Origin of the sequence: Metabacillus arenae, assembly GCF_014773385.1 — a bacterium.
GTDB classification, from domain to species: Bacteria; Bacillota; Bacilli; order Bacillales; family Bacillaceae; genus Metabacillus_D; species Metabacillus_D arenae.
In genome coordinates, this window is record NZ_JACXAI010000024.1 from 1 (window position 1) to 19,668 (window position 19,668).

The 19,668-nt window shown below is 35.4% G+C and carries 19 protein-coding genes and 3 pseudogenes; 10 read left to right on the forward strand and 12 right to left on the reverse strand.

What is annotated here, in order from left to right:
- Window positions 1-275: 275 nt before the first annotated feature.
- Window positions 276-656: a winged helix-turn-helix transcriptional regulator gene (locus tag IC621_RS17175; RefSeq protein WP_191159690.1), complete on the reverse strand. Its 381-nt coding sequence runs from the start codon at window positions 654-656 to the stop codon at window positions 276-278.
- A gap of 143 nt (window positions 657-799) precedes the next feature.
- On the opposite strand from IC621_RS17175, the gene IC621_RS17180 reads away from it, so the two are divergent.
- Window positions 800-1,666 (forward strand): SDR family oxidoreductase, encoded by an 867-nt coding sequence (locus IC621_RS17180; RefSeq protein ID WP_191159691.1) that lies wholly within the window; start codon window positions 800-802, stop codon window positions 1,664-1,666.
- Window positions 1,667-1,884: 218 nt separating this feature from the next.
- On the opposite strand, the gene IC621_RS17185 is transcribed toward IC621_RS17180, so the two are convergent.
- Complete coding sequence (locus tag IC621_RS17185; RefSeq protein ID WP_191159692.1) at window positions 1,885-3,069, reverse strand: MFS transporter; 1,185 nt, start codon at window positions 3,067-3,069, stop codon at window positions 1,885-1,887.
- Window positions 3,070-3,368: 299 nt separating this feature from the next.
- On the opposite strand from IC621_RS17185, the gene IC621_RS17190 reads away from it, so the two are divergent.
- Both IC621_RS17190 and IC621_RS17195 read left to right on the forward strand, forming a co-directional pair.
- Window positions 3,369-4,151 carry an SDR family NAD(P)-dependent oxidoreductase gene (locus IC621_RS17190; protein ID WP_191159693.1) on the forward strand — a complete coding sequence of 261 codons (783 nt, stop codon included), beginning with the start codon at window positions 3,369-3,371 and terminating at the stop codon, window positions 4,149-4,151.
- A gap of 172 nt (window positions 4,152-4,323) precedes the next feature.
- A complete protein-coding gene (locus IC621_RS17195; protein WP_191159694.1) occupies window positions 4,324-5,067 on the forward strand; it encodes an SDR family oxidoreductase in 744 nt (247 codons plus the stop codon).
- A 315-nt stretch (window positions 5,068-5,382) separates the two neighbouring features.
- Here IC621_RS17195 and IC621_RS17200 read toward each other — a convergent pair whose 3' ends face one another.
- Complete coding sequence (locus tag IC621_RS17200) at window positions 5,383-6,723, reverse strand: MATE family efflux transporter (RefSeq protein ID WP_191159695.1); 1,341 nt, start codon at window positions 6,721-6,723, stop codon at window positions 5,383-5,385.
- A 191-nt stretch (window positions 6,724-6,914) separates the two neighbouring features.
- Here IC621_RS17200 and IC621_RS17205 point away from each other — a divergent pair, with 191 nt between their 5' ends.
- From IC621_RS17205 to IC621_RS27205, 5 genes and pseudogenes are all read left to right on the forward strand, one after another.
- The gene (locus IC621_RS17205) at window positions 6,915-7,475 is read left to right on the forward strand and encodes a sugar O-acetyltransferase (protein ID WP_191159696.1); all 561 of its coding nucleotides are present in this window, start codon (window positions 6,915-6,917) and stop codon (window positions 7,473-7,475) included.
- 161 nt (window positions 7,476-7,636) lie between these two features.
- Window positions 7,637-8,041, forward strand: coding sequence for a MerR family transcriptional regulator (locus IC621_RS17210; RefSeq protein WP_191159697.1), 405 nt, complete (start codon window positions 7,637-7,639; stop codon window positions 8,039-8,041).
- Window positions 8,042-8,145: 104 nt separating this feature from the next.
- Window positions 8,146-8,607 (forward strand): annotated as a pseudogene (locus tag IC621_RS17215) (aldo/keto reductase); the annotation flags it as partial.
- 304 nt (window positions 8,608-8,911) lie between these two features.
- Window positions 8,912-9,058 (forward strand): hypothetical protein, encoded by a 147-nt coding sequence (locus IC621_RS17220; protein WP_191159699.1) that lies wholly within the window; start codon window positions 8,912-8,914, stop codon window positions 9,056-9,058.
- A complete protein-coding gene (locus IC621_RS27205; protein WP_191159700.1) occupies window positions 9,051-9,296 on the forward strand; it encodes a methyltransferase domain-containing protein in 246 nt (81 codons plus the stop codon). Before IC621_RS17220 ends, IC621_RS27205 begins: the two co-directional genes overlap by 8 nt.
- Window positions 9,297-10,347: 1,051 nt before the next feature.
- Here the strand turns inward: IC621_RS27205 and IC621_RS17230 are convergent.
- Window positions 10,348-11,256 (reverse strand): LysR family transcriptional regulator, encoded by a 909-nt coding sequence (locus IC621_RS17230; protein ID WP_191159702.1) that lies wholly within the window; start codon window positions 11,254-11,256, stop codon window positions 10,348-10,350.
- A 143-nt stretch (window positions 11,257-11,399) separates the two neighbouring features.
- On the opposite strand from IC621_RS17230, the gene IC621_RS17235 reads away from it, so the two are divergent.
- Window positions 11,400-12,422, forward strand: a complete 1,023-nt coding sequence (locus IC621_RS17235) for an alpha/beta fold hydrolase (protein WP_191159704.1) — start codon at window positions 11,400-11,402, stop codon at window positions 12,420-12,422.
- A 610-nt stretch (window positions 12,423-13,032) separates the two neighbouring features.
- Here IC621_RS17235 and IC621_RS17240 read toward each other — a convergent pair.
- A complete protein-coding gene (locus IC621_RS17240) occupies window positions 13,033-13,551 on the reverse strand; it encodes an SRPBCC domain-containing protein (RefSeq protein ID WP_224752618.1) in 519 nt (172 codons plus the stop codon).
- Window positions 13,552-13,873: pseudogene (locus tag IC621_RS17245) on the reverse strand (ArsR/SmtB family transcription factor); the annotation flags it as partial.
- 335 nt (window positions 13,874-14,208) lie between these two features.
- On the opposite strand from IC621_RS17245, the pseudogene IC621_RS17250 reads away from it, so the two are divergent.
- Window positions 14,209-14,748 (forward strand): annotated as a pseudogene (locus IC621_RS17250) (SDR family oxidoreductase); the annotation flags it as partial.
- Between the two features lie 341 nt (window positions 14,749-15,089).
- Here the strand turns inward: IC621_RS17250 and IC621_RS17255 are convergent.
- The 6 genes from IC621_RS17255 to IC621_RS17280 all read right to left on the reverse strand — a co-directional run bounded on the left by IC621_RS17255 (window position 15,090) and on the right by IC621_RS17280 (window position 19,663).
- Complete coding sequence (locus IC621_RS17255) at window positions 15,090-15,272, reverse strand: YolD-like family protein (protein WP_191159706.1); 183 nt, start codon at window positions 15,270-15,272, stop codon at window positions 15,090-15,092.
- A 503-nt stretch (window positions 15,273-15,775) separates the two neighbouring features.
- Window positions 15,776-16,630: a class II fructose-bisphosphate aldolase gene (locus IC621_RS17260; protein WP_191159708.1), complete on the reverse strand. Its 855-nt coding sequence runs from the start codon at window positions 16,628-16,630 to the stop codon at window positions 15,776-15,778.
- Window positions 16,631-16,648: 18 nt separating this feature from the next.
- Window positions 16,649-17,032, reverse strand: coding sequence for a hypothetical protein (locus IC621_RS17265; RefSeq protein WP_191159710.1), 384 nt, complete (start codon window positions 17,030-17,032; stop codon window positions 16,649-16,651).
- 28 nt (window positions 17,033-17,060) lie between these two features.
- On the reverse strand, window positions 17,061-18,320 hold the full coding sequence (locus IC621_RS17270) for a PTS sugar transporter subunit IIC (protein ID WP_318153078.1): 1,260 nt from the start codon (window positions 18,318-18,320) through the stop codon (window positions 17,061-17,063).
- A gap of 30 nt (window positions 18,321-18,350) precedes the next feature.
- Window positions 18,351-18,650: a PTS sugar transporter subunit IIB gene (locus tag IC621_RS17275; protein ID WP_191159714.1), complete on the reverse strand. Its 300-nt coding sequence runs from the start codon at window positions 18,648-18,650 to the stop codon at window positions 18,351-18,353.
- Window positions 18,647-19,663, reverse strand: a complete 1,017-nt coding sequence (locus tag IC621_RS17280; RefSeq protein ID WP_191159716.1) for a 6-phosphofructokinase — start codon at window positions 19,661-19,663, stop codon at window positions 18,647-18,649. Before IC621_RS17280 ends, IC621_RS17275 begins: the two co-directional genes overlap by 4 nt.
- Between the last annotated feature and the right edge of the window lie 5 nt (window positions 19,664-19,668).

Consider the following 19,668-nt stretch of genomic DNA (forward strand, 5'->3'; position numbering starts at 1 on the left):
GCCATTACGTTCTACCCCGGCTACGGTTATCATAAATCGATATAAAAAATGGTCAACAAGAAATATTTTCATTTCTAGTTGACCTTATAATACGAAGGGCCATTTAATTGAATAAAGTATCTGAACAAAACTGGATAATTTACTAATATTAATCGGTGTGAGATTAATATTAGTGAATTATATTACTAAATAAGCAATTCTTTAAAAAAGTTCAAACTTGAAAATCCTTTCTACTGTTCTAAAAGCGCAAAATAGTTATATGCACCTAAAATTATTCATTTAGAAATATAGTAGTTATGTTCAACTAATTTTATTTCCATAAACTCTTTCCCCCACACTTCCATTGCATCTAGTATCGGAATAAACCTTTTCCCTAGCTCTGTCAGAGAGTATTCTACTTTTGGAGGAACTTCTTTATATACTTCTCTGTGAACCATTCCGTCATCTTCCAATTCTCTCAATTGTCTTGTTAATATTCCTTTTGAAATACCAGGTAAACACCTTTGAAATTCATTAAACCTTATAGTCCGCTGGCTTAGGTGCCATAAAATGATAACTTTCCATCTTCCAGCAATAACATTTTGAGTAAGTGTTAAAGGACAGATCACTTCTTGTTTTTCAAGAGGCGGTTTTCCTTCAAAGTTAAATCTAGCCATAGGTTGTATATCCTCTTTCTTTTTAATAGTGCTTTTTTTGTGACTATGTCTTTTTTAAATGCCTACTTTTATTATCGCGACTGTACTTATAATATATATCTAAGATATATAAATCAATAAGAAAAAATTAATGGAGGAAAAAAATGAAAATATTAGTTACAGGTGCAACAGGTCAATTAGGGTCATTGGTTGTAGAAGAATTATTAAATAAAATTCCAGCAAATGAAATAGCTGTTAGTGTTCGAAATCCAGAAAATGCAGAGGGGTTGCAAGCTCGTGGAGTAGATATTCGATACGGTGACTTTGATAAGCCAGAAACATTAGATTCTGCTTTTTCTGGAGTTGAGCGGCTTTTAATTATATCTACGTTTGGCGATCATGAAACTATCGTTAAACAGCATACGAATGCTGTAAGTGCTGCTCAGCGTGCTAAAGTAAAATTTATTGCTTATACCAGCGTAACAAATGCAAGTGAAAGCCAATTTTTCCTAGCCCCATCTCATCGTGCTAGAGAGGAAGCTATTTTAAGTACAGGCATTCCATACTCATTTTTAAGAAATAATTGGTATTTTGAAAATGAAATTGGCAGTATAAAAGGCGCAATGGCAGGAGCACCTTGGATTACATCTGCTGGAGAAGGAAAAGTAGGTTGGGTACTTAGACAGGATTTAGCGGAGGCAGCAGCAAATGTATTGACTCGGGAAGGAAACGAAAATACAGTTTACGAACTTTCTGGTAAGCTAATGACGCAAAAGGAATTTGCATCTGTACTTGGAGATGTATTAGGGAAAGAAGTACCTGTAAATCATGTAGATGATACAACTTATGCAAACATTATGAGAAGAGCAGGTGTACCAGAAGCCTATCTTCCTATGCTCGTAAACACGCAAAAAGGAATTCGAGATGGTGGATTAGACTTTGAGAGTAATAATTTAGAAAAATTATTAGGTCGTCCTGCTAAACCAATAAACGAAGCTTTAGGTCAAATTGTCAGTCAATTATCTCAATAAGAAATATAACTTTAATAAAAACGACCTTCTCGATATTATGAAGGTCGTTTTTTATTAAAGTATTATGGTTTTAAATTTTGTTTATAGGGACCTGTTATTAGGCTTTTCATTTGTTTTGTTTTAGCCCTCAGCGTGTTGTGGATAAATGAAACATAATTAATAACACAAAACATTTTAAGGACGATCAATGAATAATGAAAGTACTATCCGGGTTTGCTTTAATCTGAGTTCTGTCCGTTGAAAAGATTCTTGCTATTGCCCTCAATTTTCATCATAAATGAAATGATTATACCTAATAAGGAGATAAAGGTGAAAAAGAAGTATAATGTTTCAATGTCATACATCACAACAATTTTCCCTCCAACTAATTGGAACACTAACCCCCCAAGTGCTTTCCCTGTTGCAGCAATAGCTAATGCTGAATTGATGTAGCTTGACTCAACGATATTGATGACAATTTTTAGAGTAATCATGATAAATAACATAGTTGCTAAGGCTTTGAACAGAACTGTACTTACAATAATAATGTTTAAAGAAGAAATTAAGCTATAGGCACTGAATTGTAATAGTATAACAACAAATGAAATGATAAGTAAAACTCTGCCTGACACCCTATCTAGAAAGAGGTGTGAAAGTAGAATAATTGGTATCTCTACCAAAGTTGCAAAAAATATAATAGTTCCAACGATTGAGACACTCCCGCCTTTTTCCGTAATTAGTAAAGGTAAAAAAGTGTTGTTAACTCCTGTCATTCCAGTGAATATAAATGTTAAAAGTAAAAATAGAAAATAACGCTTGTTTTTCAATAATGCGGAATTTACTTCTTTAAAAGACAGGGATTGCGATGAGTTATTAATGTCAACTTCAATTTGTGTTGTTCCATAGTAACCTATTATTGATATTATGATAGCAACGAAAAATAGAACAAAGTTAAAACTAGGTGATATATGGTCATATACAAGACCTGCTATTTGAGAGGCAATAGCAAAACCTATAGCTCCCCACATACGAATGATTCCATATCGAAATCTACTATTTGTAGCTAATTTCTCATTAATTGGCGACACAGAATTGATAAAAGCCAAGGTGAAACCGTTAAGGATGAACAAAAGCACATTATTATGAAAAAAAATAAAAACTACACCCGTTACTCCAGCTAGTAATAAGGTAATAGCAGAGACAAGTTTAGGCTTTTGTGTTTTATCGATTAAGTAACCAACAAAGGGTTGAGTTAAAACTGAAAAAATCCCTACAGAAGATACGATAAACGAAATCTCCGAAGCTGATTTACCTATACCTGACAAATATATAGACATAATTGAACTGAAAATGCCCAAAGCGAAAAAATAAAAAGTAAACATTAAAACATAACTTACATAACTACCCTTATACTTATTGATCATTTAATTATCCTCCTTATTAAAGTTCAATGACTCCACGTTGTTAAAATTTACTTCTTATTTAGTTATCTCTCTAAAACATAGAAAATGTATCATTTAAAGTCGACTTTAAAGCAAGCTTTCAAACTCAAATACAATAGATTGTTTCAAGATTGTTTCTATCTATATAGAAGTGAATAATTACTGTTGATTTAAAGAATGTAAGACTGGAAATTTATCACCTGTAATGCTTATTCTTTGCCTTAAAGTCGACTTCAACGTTTATAGTAAAGTTCAATTCTAAAAACAAAGGAGAATTTTACATGTCAAAAAAACGTTCACTTGTAATGATTACTGGAGCATCATCTGGACTAGGTCTTGAGATTGCAAAGCTATTTGCAAAAGACGGTTATGATATTGCCATAACCGGTTCAAGCGACCGAATTTTTGAAGCTGCTGAAGTTATTCAGGAATACGGAGTTGAGGCCTACCCTCATAAGGCAGACGCTGCGACTTACGAAGGTGTTGAGAGCTTTTGGACATTTGTTAATGATTTAGATCGTTCAGTTGATGCTGCAATCCTCAACGTTGGAATTGGTATTGGTGGTGGTTCATTTGCCGAGACCAGCCTTGAAGAGGAGATGAGACTAATTTCTATTAATATCACAGGTACAGTTCATATGGCTAAACGCGTAGTAAACCATATGGTGCCTAATGGTAGAGGAAAAATACTAATTGTCTCATCACTCTCTGCAACAACCCCTACACCATATGAAACTGTATATGGCCCATCTAAAGCATTTGGTTTCTCATTCGCCGAATCTCTTCGTGAAGAGCTTCGTGATTCAGGAGTTACAGTCACAGCTTTACTGCCTGGAGCAACAGATACGAACTTCCATGATAATGCAGGAATGGGGGATACAGAAATTGGTTCTTCTAGCAAGAATGACAAAGAACTTGTAGCTAAACAAGGTTATGATGCACTAATGAACGATGAAGATCATGTTGTTGGTGGAGACCAAAAAACGAAGCAAGAAGCTGAAAATAACCGCACTACACCTGAAACTATCAAGGCAGCTCGACATGCAGAAAAAGCTCGTCCTTAAACTTCGATTTGATTAAGTTGCTTTAATAGTTAACATGATCGTTATTGTTGGAGTTTGCACCCCTAAAGTATGCGCAATGCATACTTTTGGGTGCTCATATCATTTAAAGAACTCAGAAATTTTATAAGAAGAACCCAGATATACTTAACAAATTTAGAGGAGGTTTTAGACAATGTCTTATATTGAAAATAAAGTAGTTGTCATTACTGGTGCATCAAGTGGTATCGGAAAAGCAACAGCTAAACACCTCGCCGAAAGAGGAGCTAAAGTAGTCATAGCTGCAAGGAGTGAAGATAAGCTACAAAAAATTGTAAGCGACATTCAATCAAATTCTGGCACAGCTTCTTACAAAGTAACAGATGTCACTAACGAAGAAAATGTTCAAGAACTTTTAACCTTTGCAATTGAAGAGTTTGGTCATGTGGATACACTCATTAATTGTGCAGGTCTTATGTTGTTTTCTATGTGGGATAATGCAAAAGTAGATGAGTGGAAAAAAATGATTGAAGTAAACCTAGAGGGCACACTTTATGGTATAGCATCTGTACTTCCGCATATGATAGAGCGAGGTAAAGGTCAAATTATTAATGTAGGATCTATCGCTGGACATGCAGTTGGTGATGGCCATGGGGTGTACAGCTCTACCAAATATGCGATTAAAGCCATTACAGAAAGTCTGCGTAAAGAAATATCTGTCAAACATGGTATCCAAGCTTCAATGGTATCACCTGGTGTAATATCAACAAATTGGCAAGACGAGGTAACTGATAATGATGTACAAGACACATTAGATTACATGAAAGAAGTAGCCATTGATGTCGAGCATGTTGCAGAAACCATAGCATTCGTGGTTAACCAGCCACCTGATGTACTGATTAATGATGTAATTGTTAGCCCTACACTCCAAGAGTGGTAATTAAAAATTACTTTAAGCAAAAGAAACCACCTTCAATTTTGAAGGTGGTTTCTTTTGGTGTACTTAATATTTACTTAAAAGTGTTTCAATTATTTGAACTAGTTCTGATAGATAATAATTTAAGTGAAAATATATATAAACGCATTCAGCGTGACGTTTTAATTAAATAAAATTATGGTCCTAAAAAGAAGGGGATGAGTATTTTTTATAAAAAATACTCATTCTAGAACAAAACGTTAACGCATGAGGAAGTAGCTATTTTTATTAATCGGTTTAAAATATATTGCCCTTAATACATATAACATAATTGGAAAGTCAGGGTTTAATACTTTTCTTTAATTTCTGTAAAGTAAAAACGTATGCTATACAAACAGGGATAAAAGCCCCGATCCATGAAAGTGGAGTGGCAAAGGATGCCCCTATAAATTCATAATTATCAACTAGAAACACGGCAGCTAAAAAACGCATTAATAGCTCCATTACACCAGCAATTGTTGGAATGGCTGTTTGACCAATTCCTTGTAAGGTGTAACGGAAAACAAATAACAGAGACAGAACAATATAAAGAGAGCCGTGGATAATTAAAAAAGAATGTGACATTGACAATATTTCTGACTGTTCTACACCAACGAATATGGCTGATAAGTGTCTACCTCCAAAAATCATAAGTAGTCCTAAAGTGATAGCTATACTTATAGTAATAAAAATACATTGTTTTACACTATCAATAACTCTTTTATATTTTCTTGCTCCATAATTTTGTGCTGTAAATGTGGTCATTGCCATTCCAAATGATCGTAAAGGCTCAACAGCAATACCGTCTATCTTAACGCCTACTGCGTATGCTGCAACGGCTGTGGTTCCCATTGTATTAGTTGCAACCTGGATAATAATAACACCTAATGCAATTATAGATGATTGAAAAGCCATAGGTAAGCCAATTTTAAGGTTTTTTAATATGGTGGAACTAGAAATTTTAAAATGAAAATGTTCAATAGAAATAATTTTAAACTTTTTTCTTATTGTTATTGCACACAGTACTGCTGATACTATTTGGGATAACACCGTAGCCAGTGCGGCACCACGTACCCCAAGCGGTGTATAACTAATAAGGACGTAGTCCAAAATAATATTTAGTATCGAAGCGATCAGAAGGTAATAAAGCGGTGTTTTACTATCTCCCAAAGCTCGAATAGTATTTGAAAAAAAATTGAACATCATAGGACCAATGATACCTACAAACATTATTTGTAAGTAATCGTAAGAATAATCCCATATATCATCAGGCGTTTGTGTTATCTCCAAAATCCAGCTATTGATTGATAAACTAAGAAGGGTTAACAACAAAGCACTAACCACACAAATAATCATATTATTCGTATAGTTGTTCCGTACATTATTTTCTTCCCCAGCTCCAAAACTATGTGAAATTAGTATGGAAAGTCCCACTGTTAATCCTTGAGCTGACCCAATAATAAGGAGAATGATTCCTGCTGTACTACTAACTCCAGCAAATGCATTTACACCCAAAGTTCTACTAACAATAAAAGCATCAACCATGTTATAAATTTGTTGAAATAGGTTACCTATTAATAATGGAAGTGTAAATCTTATTATTTGTTTATATGGTTTTCCTTGAGTTAGTGTACTCTCCATTGTTTAAACACTCCTAAAAAAGATTTAAATATTTATCTTTGATTTGTAATTGCCGATTTAAAGTATAGAGTTTAAAGTCGACTTTAATACAAGAGATTAGATTAATATCTCTTAGTGAACAGTTAACTCTTGCATTAAAGTGAACTTTAAGAAGTACCCTAATAAAGAAATTTTTGTAGGAGGAGATTCACATGAAATCAGAAATGGAAAAATATTTGGCTGGAGAAGAATTTTGCTTTCTAGATTCAGAAATTGCAGCAATGAAAGAACATGCAACTCAACTTTGTAAAAAGTTTAACGATATAGACCCATCCAACTTAGACGAACAAAAGGTAGTAATTAAGGAATTGTTTGGATCAACTGGAGAAAATGTGTACATGCAACCACCTTTTAATTGTGATGTTGGGACTAACATCCATGTTGGAGAAGATTTTCTTACAAATTTTAATGTTAAAATTCTTGATGTAACTTCTGTGACTATCGGGGATTATTGCATGATAGGTCCAAATAGTGTGATCTCTACGGTCAATCATCCTATGACCGCTAAGGGAAGAAGAGAGAAACTGTCAATAACAAAACCGGTTGTAATCGGAAACGATGTATGGATTGGAGCAAACTGTGTTATAAATCCAGGTGTAACGATTGGTAATAATGTAATTGTTGGAGCCGGGGCTGTTGTTACAAAAGATGTACCTGATAATAGTGTAGTTGCAGGTGTTCCTGCAAAAGTAATAAAAGAGCTTAAAGAGTAAAATGGATATAGTTGAATTGTTAATTTGTACTTGTAAAATGGTCTTCATTTAAAGGAAAGAGAAGACACTTGCTTTAAAGTCAACTTCAAAGTTTATTATTAATAATGAATTATCGTATTGATTGCTTTTATAACTTCCTAATGCAGTAAAGGAGGGGAAAAATGACTATTTACTCGATTAAAGAAGTATCAGAGATGATGGATTTGCCTACTTCAACTATTAGGTACTATGAAAAAGAGGGATTATTACCATTTGTACAAAGAGATAAAAATGGGTATCGCCTTTTTCATGAAAAAGACTTAGGTTGGTTAGATTTTATTCGATGCCTCCGCGTTACAGAAATGTCAATTCCAGACCTGAGAGAGATAATCACCCTTACTATTGAAGGAGGAGATAATTTTGATGTGAGAAGATCAATTCTCATCGAACATCGAAAGGAATTACTCAAACAACAAGAGCAGCTTGATAATGCATTTGAAAAAGTGAAAACAAAACTTGAGTACTTTGATAAGTTAGAAGAAGAATATATAGCTGCAAGTGAAAAAGATAAAGATATATTGTCTTGAATTTTTTAGTAGATTATCTATTAATTACACTGAAGATTTAAAGATAAAAAGGGGAGAAAGAAATGTAATCAACCGAATTAACTAAATTGCATAACGGAATTAAAATGCCTTGGATAGGTCTTGGAGTCTTTCAGATGGAAGGAAAAACTGGGGAAACAAAAGATGCTGTCCTCTCTGCACTAGAAGTCGGTTATCGAAGTATCGATACAGCAGCATCCTATTACTTTAATGAAGAAGCTGTAGGAGAAGCACTTCAAGAAACACCTGTCCCAAGACAAGATTTTTTTATTACCACTAAGGTGTGGAACAACGAGCAAGGCTATGAAGAAACTTTAGAGGCTTTTGACAGGAGTATGAAAAAGTTAGGTCTAGAGTATTTAGATCTTTACCTTATTCATTGGCCTGTACCTAATAAATATAAAGATACATGGCGAGCAATGGAAAAGCTCTATAATGAAGGGAAAGTTAAAGCAATTGGGGTCAGTAATTTTACTGAGCACCATTTAGATAATTTGCTTCAAGTAGCTCAAATTAAACCGATGGTTAACCAAGTAGAATTGCATCCCTTCTGTGTTTGAAGTTTATTTAGTATGTCCATTTTATTGTAACATGACTTTTTTAACTTTTTTAGTCCTACCTATTGACCTTCTATTAGCTGGTATTCAGGATTAAATGTACAGCCATAATACATTAAAACTATCTTCCTTAATCGGGTGTTTTTCTATAATATGAAAAGCGTCTTTCTTTACATTAAAAGCTTTTTTGTGGAATTAAAGGTGATAATTCCAAGTAAATTGGCACTTTATAAAAAAATATATGCCCAAAACGGGATATGTACTGGAAAATGGTGCCGGACCAGGAAAATACTCAATGGAGCTTGCTAAAGAAGGTTATAAGGTAACACTAACCATTACGCCAAAATTAGTGGAAATTGCAGAAAATAAGGCAAAAGAACTTGATTTAATAGGACAATTTAATGGTTTTTATTCAGCTGATGCTAGAGAAATTAATGCTTAAAGATGAACAATTCGACGTATCATTAATGCTTGGCCCAATGTATCACTTACAGGAAGAAAATGATCGAATTAAGGCGGTTCAAGTGTTAAAAAGAGTGACCAAAAAGAATGGGCTTGTTTTTGTAGCATTAATGCCAAGAATTAGACATATATTTTCATCACTTTTATCACCAGAGAATTGGAAACCAAACGATAATAATAGATACTATATTAGAATTTTCTCAATCTGGTTGCTTTAACCACGCCGATGAAGGACGTTTTACAGGTGCATATTATTTTAATATTGAAGATATTAAGCCTTTTATGGAAGCTCAAGGATTTAAAAGCTTGGAATTAATAGGTTCAAATGTAGGAGCAATTTTAAACAATGATAGTTAGAATTACTGAAGAGACAAAGGTGAACTAGAGGTTAAGAAAATAATAGACTTAATTAAGGAAAAGGCAACAGATCCCTATATTCTAAAAATTTCATCTCACTTACTTTATATAGGTAGATAAAAGGATTAAAAAGTTGATAAAAATAAGAGAAGCTAAGTTAAACGATCAGCTACAAGTGCTGAATGTGTTAAATATGGTTACGTTACGTTTACAAAAAAATGGTATTAACCAATGGGACTATCCATGGGATGAGAATAAAATGGTAAGCGAAATAAAGAATTACAATGCTCGTATATATTATTTTTTGACACAGAAATAATAGGTGCTTTTTGCATAAAAGAAATCGATTGCTTTAGCAATTGATTCTAAAAGTAAATACTTGTGTTAGATTGCCATTCTACCTGAATACCAAGGGAATAATATCGGTTCAGTAATAACGGAATTTGCTGGAAATGAAAAGTTAAAAGATTTTTATTTGAAAAATGGCTTTGAGTATCTAGGTGATTTACCGAAAGAAGATTATTTCATTAGTATTTTTAAATCCAACTAATGCAATTTATATTATTCAACAATCGGGCGCTATCCTTGAACAAGGATAAGCGCCATTTTCCATTTTAGGGCCAGTTTTTAGAGTAACCCTAATATCGTAGTAGACTAAATACTTTGCATTAAATAATTTTGTTCATGAATAAAAAATGTTTTTTAAGTAAAGGGGTTATACTTTTTGGTGGGAAATTTATATATTTCTTAACAGTATCATCTAATAGCTTTTAATATATGTTAAAGGTGTTTTAGATTATTATGTATAGAGGATCTGATAAATGTATTGATGCCTAGTATTGTATAGGTATTGAGTTACCTGTTTCCTAGAAATGCAAAAAAATTTAAGACAATATGTCTAAATAGGTTGACCTATTTAGACATATTGTCTTCTTCTATAGCCATAACCTCCCTTGCTGTTTCTATGAAAGATAATATAATCGGTGAAAGCCACTTATCTTTATGCCATGACATCTGTGTATATACATCTAAGTCTGAAATTCTCCAAGGAAGAGCAACAAGTTCACCACGTTCAACTTCGACTTCAGTTACTATTTTAGGAAGAAAGGCAATACCGATTCCCGAGATTGCACACTGTTTAATGGCTTCGGCACTTTGAAACTCTAAAGGAGAAATACTATTAACGTCTCCTTTCTTAAATGATCGGTCAAACATGGTTCGATAGGGACAACCCTTTTCATTAATGAGGAAAACTTCTTCCCGAAAATCTTCAAGATGTAATATAGTTCGTTTCGCAAGTGAATGATCTGGAGCGACGAAAAAGTGAAAAGTTTCTTCTGCCAATGCTTCCACTGCAAGTCCCGTTGATTGAATGGGTTCGTCTAGTATAAAGACGACATCTGAGGTACCCTCAAAGAGCGTTTGTTTGAGTTGTTGATTTGGAACGGAGCGAAAGATAAGGCGAACTCCCGGATACCGCAAACGGAAAAGTTTAAAGACCTCTGGAAGTCGATAGGCGCAAACAACCTCGTTGGCACTGATCGTTAGAGTACCACTTAGAATTTCATTGTCATGAACGGAGCTGCGGGCCTCGTCCAATTTGTTTAGAATGTCCTGGACATGAGTTAAAAAACGTTTACCCGCAGTTGTGAGAACGAGCTGCTTTCCCAAGCGATCAAAGAGACGGACATTAAGCTCTTCCTCCAATGCTTTTATTTGCATCGTGACGTTAGAGGGTACATAGTTTAGTGCTTCAGCAGCTCGACTGAAATTTAAAGTTGTTGCAACCGTACGGAATGTATTCAGTTGGCGTAATTCCATCATAATTCCCCCTCAAACTTTCAATATTATTGAATACTGTTATTAAATTTGTTCACTTTTATTGAAAATAACACGGCTTTATACTTAATAACAAGAAATACATCTTAAACGTTTGTGTTTCATTTAGAAAGGAGAGTCAACTCATGGAAGATTTTGAGATTTATAATTTAGGTGATGTAACATTGCAGTCTGGAGTGACATTACCAAATGCTTTTCTTGCTTACAAGACTTACGGAACATTGAATGAAAGGAAAGATAATGTTATCGTTTATCCAACGGCTTTTGGCGACCAGCATGTTAATAATGAATGGTTAATTGGAAAAGGGATGGCACTAGATCCACAGAAATATTTCATTATTGTCCCCAATCTGTTAGGGAACGGATTATCTTCATCTCCAAGTAATACGCCAGAACCATTCGATAGGGCTAATTTTCCACAGGTAACAATCTATGACAACATTCAATTACAGTATCGACTAGTTACCGAAAAATTCGGCATTCAGAAGATTGCTCTTGTAGTTGGATGGTCAATGGGAGGTCTTCAGTCATTCCAATGGGGGGCGATTTATCCTGATATGGTGGAACGAATTGCTTCCTTCTGTGGAAATGCAAAGACTTGGCCGCAAACGTATGTGGTCCTCGATGGACTTAAGGCAGCACTCATGGCCTCAATTGGCTCAGATTCTACTAAGTTAAACCAATTGACTTCTGAAGACATGCGTGCTGTAGGACGTGTCTATGCAGGATGGGGATTATCGCAGACCTTCTATAAAGAAGAGCTTTTTCGAGAACTGGGATTTGCCTCCCTGGAAGATTTTGCGGTAGGAGTTTGGGAAAATAGTTTTATGAGAATGGATCCGCACAATGTACTAGCCATGTTATGGACAGGACAACATGCAGATATTAGTGCAAACTCTGTGTATAACGGAGAGTTTGATGGGGCACTCAAAAACATAGAAGCGATTACTTATATCATGCCAGGAAGTACAGATCTTTTCTGCACTGCAGATAATAACGAATATGAGGCTAATCTAGTACCTAATAGTGAATATCATCCTATCAAATCAGTATGGGGCCATTTTGCCGGTCGTGGGATTAACAGTACCGATAATAGATTTATTGATGATAATTTAAAGCGCTTATTGGCACTTCGTACAAAGAGGTAGATTATTTTGTTAGTTACTAGTGGATAGCTAATCATTCCCATTTCCGATGTGAGCAAAAACCAAAACGATCTAATGTCTACTTTGTCTTATAAAATTTGTTGCTTTAAGTCCTTTAAGTTTAACTCAAATGTCTAGTTAGTTTTTTCGAATGTAGAAATTTTTAGTGTAGTATAACGATACTAGCATAACTACAATTAAGAGACGATTAACTCAGGGGTAATCGTCTTTTTTTTTTCCACAATGACCAAAAAGCCATAAAAAATAAAGAAACTGAGTTTATAATTTTATGTATGAATAAGTAATTCTTTGTCTTATGGGATTATTACTAAATTTCATACTTTCCTTTTGCTTGGCAGAGTTTATGATAAATTCCCACAACTCTTAATAGAGACACTTTGAAAGGTCTTGTAATATTTGTTTGAAAATGTGTGGAATTTTTTATATCTATTTTCTAATTATTGAACAGTACAAATATACTGTTTAACAGTAAAGTATATTCAGCAATCGGGCGCGTTTATCGAGCAACGCGTCGTGTTAACGGGCAGGATATTGATAAAATAACAAAAAACACCGGTAGTCGATGTTTTTTGCTGCGGCTATATCAACCGGTTTAAAGCTTTGTTAGATATTCGTCTAATTGATCAAAGGTTCCGGTATATCCATCCTGAGCCATCTCTTTTGAATCCTCGAAGGTTTTAATCTCTTCCTCAGTCGGAGATACGGGAATCACAATCATTGTAAGGGTTGTTTTTCCTTCATTCTCGATGAACGTAATGGTATTCAGGGTTTCCATAGGCCAATTTTCGTTAAAGGGTGCACGTACAGAGTTACCTTCCTCATCAGAAAAGAAACTAGTGTAAACGATTTTCTCTGGTGCAATAATTTCATTGTATACAAATTTAACCCACATTACGTCGCCGTCAGCAGGCTTCTGGCTGTAATGAAAGACACCACCCGTACGGAAATCTGATTTAGAAACCTCAAAAGTCCATCCTTTTGGCCCCCACCAGTTCTGTAAATGTTCAGATTCGGTGAATGCCTTAAACACAAGTTCACGTGGAGCATTGAAAGTATGAGTGATTTTGATTTGAGTTGACATTGTGATTCCTCCAATAATTCTAGTTATCATTCTTTTTCTCTTTTGCAGATCCTGCAAATAACGATCCAAGTTGTCGAATTTTTCTTCCCAAATATTACGGTTTTCTTCCAGCCATAAGTCTAAAGCTTTGAAGGGCTCTGACCTCAGCTTGTATATGCGACGATTCGCTTCAACATAAAAATCCACTACTCCTGCTTCATACAGTACACGGAGATGTTTAGATGCTTGAGGCTGGTGAATAATGAAGATGATCTGCTATTTCCCCCACTGTTAGTGGGCCCTTACGAAGTAATTCAACAATCTGTAACCTACTGGGCTCGGCAAGAGCACTTAAGATTGTTGTATAATCCACCTCTTACTTTTCCAACTCCTTTTAATCAATATTCTTCTTGATTTGAATATACCTAAATAAGAATATTCTTGTCAAGGAATAAATATAACAAATCTTCATCACAAGCTCTTACAGACTTTACTTAGGCTAACGGATTTTTGTGCAATATCATAGGTAGCTATTTATCTAAAATTATTTTTGCAAGATCTTCAATTAAAGGGAGATATCCTGGAACAAGGATAAGTGCTCATTTTTTATTTAAGGGCCATTTAATTGCATAGAGAAAGAACTTTTGGCAATTGAGAAGACCTTATCAGTCGAACGTGATAAAACTCTGAAAAAGAAGCCCTGAAGATGTTAATAAACTGGTAGATCAGACGGTAAGCGAATTTGGACAGATTGATATTTTAATTAACAATGCAAATATCAACTTTGCTTTTAAGCCTTTCACGGAAATGAATTGGGAAGAGTTTTCCTATAAGTTAAATAATGAGATGAAAGCCGCTTTCCACTTATGTCAAGAAGTCGTCCCGCTTATGGAGAAACAAGGCGGCGGAAAAATTGTATTAATCTCAAGCGGATTATCGCGCACCCCTGCCCAAGGTTTTATTGCACATGGAACGGCCAAGGCCGCCCTTTCTACATTTGCTAAATATTTAGCTCAAGAATCAGGCCCTAAAAATATTGTCACAAACATTGTTTCCCCTAGGCTTGTCTTAACAGACGCAACAAAAGATCAACCTTCAGAAATGCACGACATGCTAAGAAGCCTAACCCCATTACAGCGCATAGCAAAACCCGAGAATATCGCCGGCGCTATCTTAAGCATGGCAGCTGACTGGAACAACCATATCAATGCTTATATTCCGGTTAATGGCGGTATTGATATGAGTTAATGATGATTAGAACAAGTTAAATTGAGTCTGATATAAAGAACCTGCTTTCGAATGAAACTTTCAAAAAGCAGGCTCTTTTTTAATTTGAAATCAATTGTCTCGCTACTTAGAGGATTTAATAATCAGCAGAATAGATCATGAGGTATTCGAGGAATCAAGAAGAGATTTAAGACAAACCTTCTTTGTGGTCCATAACTAGACTTAAATTGCATTAATTTTGCATTTCCATCAAATTGAATGCATTCTTCATTTAGTACTAGAAGATAATGTGTACAACAAAGAAACAAATACAAAGAAAGTCTTCATAAGACCCTAGGTACTTTCCTTTTTCCTATTTCTATTTAACTGATTGCTTTAATTTTGGATAATTGAATCGAAAACTCCTTTTGCTGTTTATCCTTCAATGTTAATGATTGCTCATAAAGATTAAGATTCCATACTTGACCATCACAACTTTTTAATAAACCGTTTTCAAAATAATTAACGGTAATATATCGATTTTTTCTTAATTCTTTCAAGATCATCAGTTTCAGGCCCCTTTTCTAATTAGATATCTTATATTTATTTTACAACAAAAATAGGTAAGCGTTTACATTTAACTATGAACAGTTTGTGAACTTTCGAACATAAATGATTTCATCTTGATCTACTTGAGGTTAGGATTCGTACCTCAGTTGATTCATAATTACTATTTTTCCAGGTCTAAATCGGGACTTCCTGAATAGTAGTGGAGTCAACACATGACGATTTTTGTCGAAAAATCGATATTTCTTAATTTTCGAAGAAAAATATGCCGATTTCGAAGATAAATCTCTAAATTCGAAGATAAACCTGCTATTTTCGAAGATAAGTTGGCATCCACTCAATATGTTAGGATTTTCTTGATCTTCTTCTCTTATTTAAAAGCCCAGTACTACAGGTAGCATTTCAATTTAGGCAGTTAATAGTTATTTCGTAAAGATTACAAACCTTACAAACAAAGAAAAGAGAGCTTACTTAAAAAAGCAACTCTCTTTTTCACCAATGTTTATCTGACTTTATCTGCGCTTTTTAATTGAATTATCTTTTCGTAAACGATATCTTCGACCTTTTGATTGCAAGGAATTAGTACATTTCTTAGGGAATTTGTAATTTTCGATTTTTCAAATTCTTGTTTTGCTGTCTCAATCCAGCCGATGTTGATTTCGGTCCCGACATTAACTTTTGCAATGCCGCCAGAGATACACCTTTCTAGATCACTGTAGGCAACTCCAGTTCCACCGTGCAATACAAGCGGAAGATCAACTTTTTTATGAATGGCTTCAAGAATTTCAAAATTAAGCTTAGCTTTTGATTTGTACTGGCCGTGTGCAGTTCCAATTGCCACAGCAAGTGCATCTACCCCAGTTTCATCTACAAAGTACTTTGCTTCATCAGGACTTGTGTACATTATTTCTTCAGAAGTGACTGTAACACCCTCTTCTGTACCACCGATTGTACCAAGCTCTGCTTCAACAGATACATTTCTAGGGTGGGCGTAGGCAACTACTTTTTTAGTAAGTTCAATGTTTTCTTCAATAGGCAAATGGGAGCCGTCTACCATTACTGATGTAAATCCCGCGTCGATAGCTTTTTTAATTTCCTCATAGTCTGTTGTATGATCTAAGTGTAAAGCAACCGGTACCGATGACTTTTCGGCAAGCGTTCTGACCATTGAGACGATAAGCGGCATTGAAATATAGTTTGCAGTTCCAGTCGAAATTTGAATAATGATTGGAGACTGGGCTTTTTCTGCTGCAGCTATCATAGCAGGGAGCATCTCCATACAGTGCAGGTTAAAAGACCCTACAGCATAGCCTCCTTTTTTCGCTGTATCTACTAAAGCTTTTAAGTCAGTATACATTTTTTTCATCATCCTTTCTTAATAATGGCTATTTCGAATAGAATCTTTTGCGAATTTAAGTAACCCTTCGATTTTATTGGAGTAAGTTTCAGCTAACTGATTATTGCCTGAAACTAAGGCTTCACGTCTTTTAGTATTGTAGAGATTCATTAATTTCACCTGAACCTCCCGAGGGCATTCTTCGCTCTCAAATGCTTCCTCCAAATATATAAGGGCTTGGTCACTCTTTCCGAGCTCCAAATATAAAGAGCCTGCCTCTAAGAGTAATTCAGCTTTTCTTTCGTGGTTTAAAACTTTTTCAAGCTCTGTCAATTTTTGTTGAATGATTTCTGGTAATTTTGATTCTTCAGAATGACTACTTTTAGAATCAGATTTTTCTTTACCAAACCACTTTTTAAACACCGTTATACCTCCTTACATCAACTGATGCTTATTGGAACATTTGAAGAAATTTCCCGAGTAAAAGTCCTGCAGTAATAACGTCAGAATCGCTGAAGGTTACATTTTCAAAGCCAAATGACCCGAGAAGTGGGAGCAGTAATGCCGGGAGCAGAGTGATAAATAAACCGTGAATGATTCCTCCAAATATGACCCCTTTAATACCACCAATCGCATTCCCAAAGATTCCTGCAGTACCTCCCGCAAAGAAATTGGTCAGCATTCCAGGCAGAATCATCGCCAAGCCAAAAACCGGGAATAAAAACATTCCAATGACAGCTCCGATCGTTGTAAAAATAAATCCAAGTACGACAGCATTTGGTGCATAGGGGAATAAGACAGGACAATCAAGAGCCGGAACCGCTTTAGGGACGATCTTAAGGGCAATTCCTCTGAAAGCAGGGACTATTTCTGCAAGAAGAAGTCGGACCCCAGATAAGAGAACATAGACACCTACAACAAATTGAATGGCCTGCATAAATGAATAGACAAGATAATTTGTAGTTCCTGCAAACTCTTTCACAACCTCTGGACCAGCTGCAATGGCTGGAATTAAGTAGATTGGAATCATGACAACCATCATGGATAAATATGTGTCTTGTAAAAAAGATAATCCTTTAGGAAGTGAGATATCCTCTGTACTTTTCTTGGGATTTCCAACTACTTTTGCCACACCTGCTTGAACTAGATAGCCAAGTGTACAATAATGCCCTAGTGCAATATCATTTGAACCGGTTATTTTTCTTACAATCGGCTGAGCTATTGCAGGCATAAATACAGCCATTAAACCGCCAATAATACCTCCAGTTAAAATAAGGGTAACGCCTCGCAGTCCTCCCATATATCCGATAACTGAACAAATGGTTGCCATCCAAAGTGATGCTTGGCCGGTTAGGAAAATGTATTTATACTTTGTAAAACGGGCGATTAAAACGTTGATAACGAAAGCCAAAACCATAATAAGAGCTGTTTCTCTGCCAAGCGTTTGTTGAGCAATACCAGCAATCGCCCCTACATCAGTTACGACGCCTCGCATTTGAAACCCAGTCTGGAAAATCTCTCCCAAGAAATTCAATGTGCCTACGATAATTTCGGCTCCAGCAATGATGATCAGAAATCCTAGAAGAGTTTTAAGTGTTCCGGAAATCACCTGTCCAGCTGGTTTCTTTAGTGCTATTAAGCCGATCATTGCTATCAAAGACACCAATATGGAAGCTTGGCCTAAAATATCATTAACGATGAATTTTAAAATCTCCATGTCTTCAACCCCCTTCTGTTTTTCTTAGGAAAGCACACCCATTTCTTTTAATATTGGAGCTAATTTCTCTTTAATTTCCTGCTTATCTACCATTCTTTTTAAATAAATCATTCTGGACTTTATGTCATAGTGGTTAAACTGAGATTCAAAATTTGCTCCAGTAATAATAATGTCTGATTTTTCCGAAGCTGCAGAAGAAATATCACAGTGACCTAATTCAGCTGAAACATTGAGATCATTCAAGACAGCTTCAACACTCATTTCACAAGCAAAGCTGCTTCCAAGGCCAGCACCGCATACCATTAAAATTTTTGTTTTTTTCATATATGAACATCTCCAATCAACATGTTTTTTCTAAAGGCAATTTGCAACAACTCAGCATTTAATTGTTTTTTTCTTTCGGTGACGATTTCCAGAGGCTGTAATAAAACTTCTCCATTCTCGACTCCAAGCAAATAATTAAGGTTAGGTCGCTTTAGATTTTGGAGGGCAAAGCTGCCAAACCTCATGGAAGTCAAATTTTCATGACTTGTTGGATCTCCAGCTCTTTGAGAATACCCGAGCATACTGTACCTGATCCGTCTGCTGGATTTTTCAGTCAACTGCTTCCCAATCTCAAAACAGATTCCTTGGTCACCAGACTTGTATTCACCCTTCAATCTAACACCCTCAGCACATATAATTAGAACGTAGTCTTTTCCGCTGTTAAAAATGTCTTCTATCCTTTGGTGGAGTGCATCGATATCCAGCTTATATTCGGGAAGAATAACTAGATCCGCTCCTCCGGACAATGCAGACGCCAATGCCAAATGACCTGAATCAGCTCCGAATACCTCTGCCATAAATACTCTGCCTGGCATATTTGCAGCGGTTTGATGAAGATCTGATAACACTCGTTGAATAGATGCAACAGCGGTATCATGACCAATCGTATAATCCGTTCCATATAGATCATTATCTATTGTCATCGGAATAAGCAGACCGTTTATCCCTTCATCACATAAGAGCTTTAAAGCTTTAGAGGAACCGTTCCCTCCAAATACAATCAATGTATCGATCCCTAACTCTTTTAATCTACTAATAATTTTTGATCTGCCTTCTTCTGAATAGGGAAGTTTGCTTCTGCTCGTCTTGAGTACATGTTCTCCCTGAACCACATGCTTATGAAAATCCTTATCCTTAACCAATATCGGGTCATTCGAAACGATTCCATCAAAACCTTGATTAAACAGATAATAGGAATAGTGTTTTTCATATAGTAATCCGTAAATTGCTGCATTGATTCCTGATGCATCACCACCGCTTGTGATAATCCCTATGTTTCTTTTTATAATCATTGGTT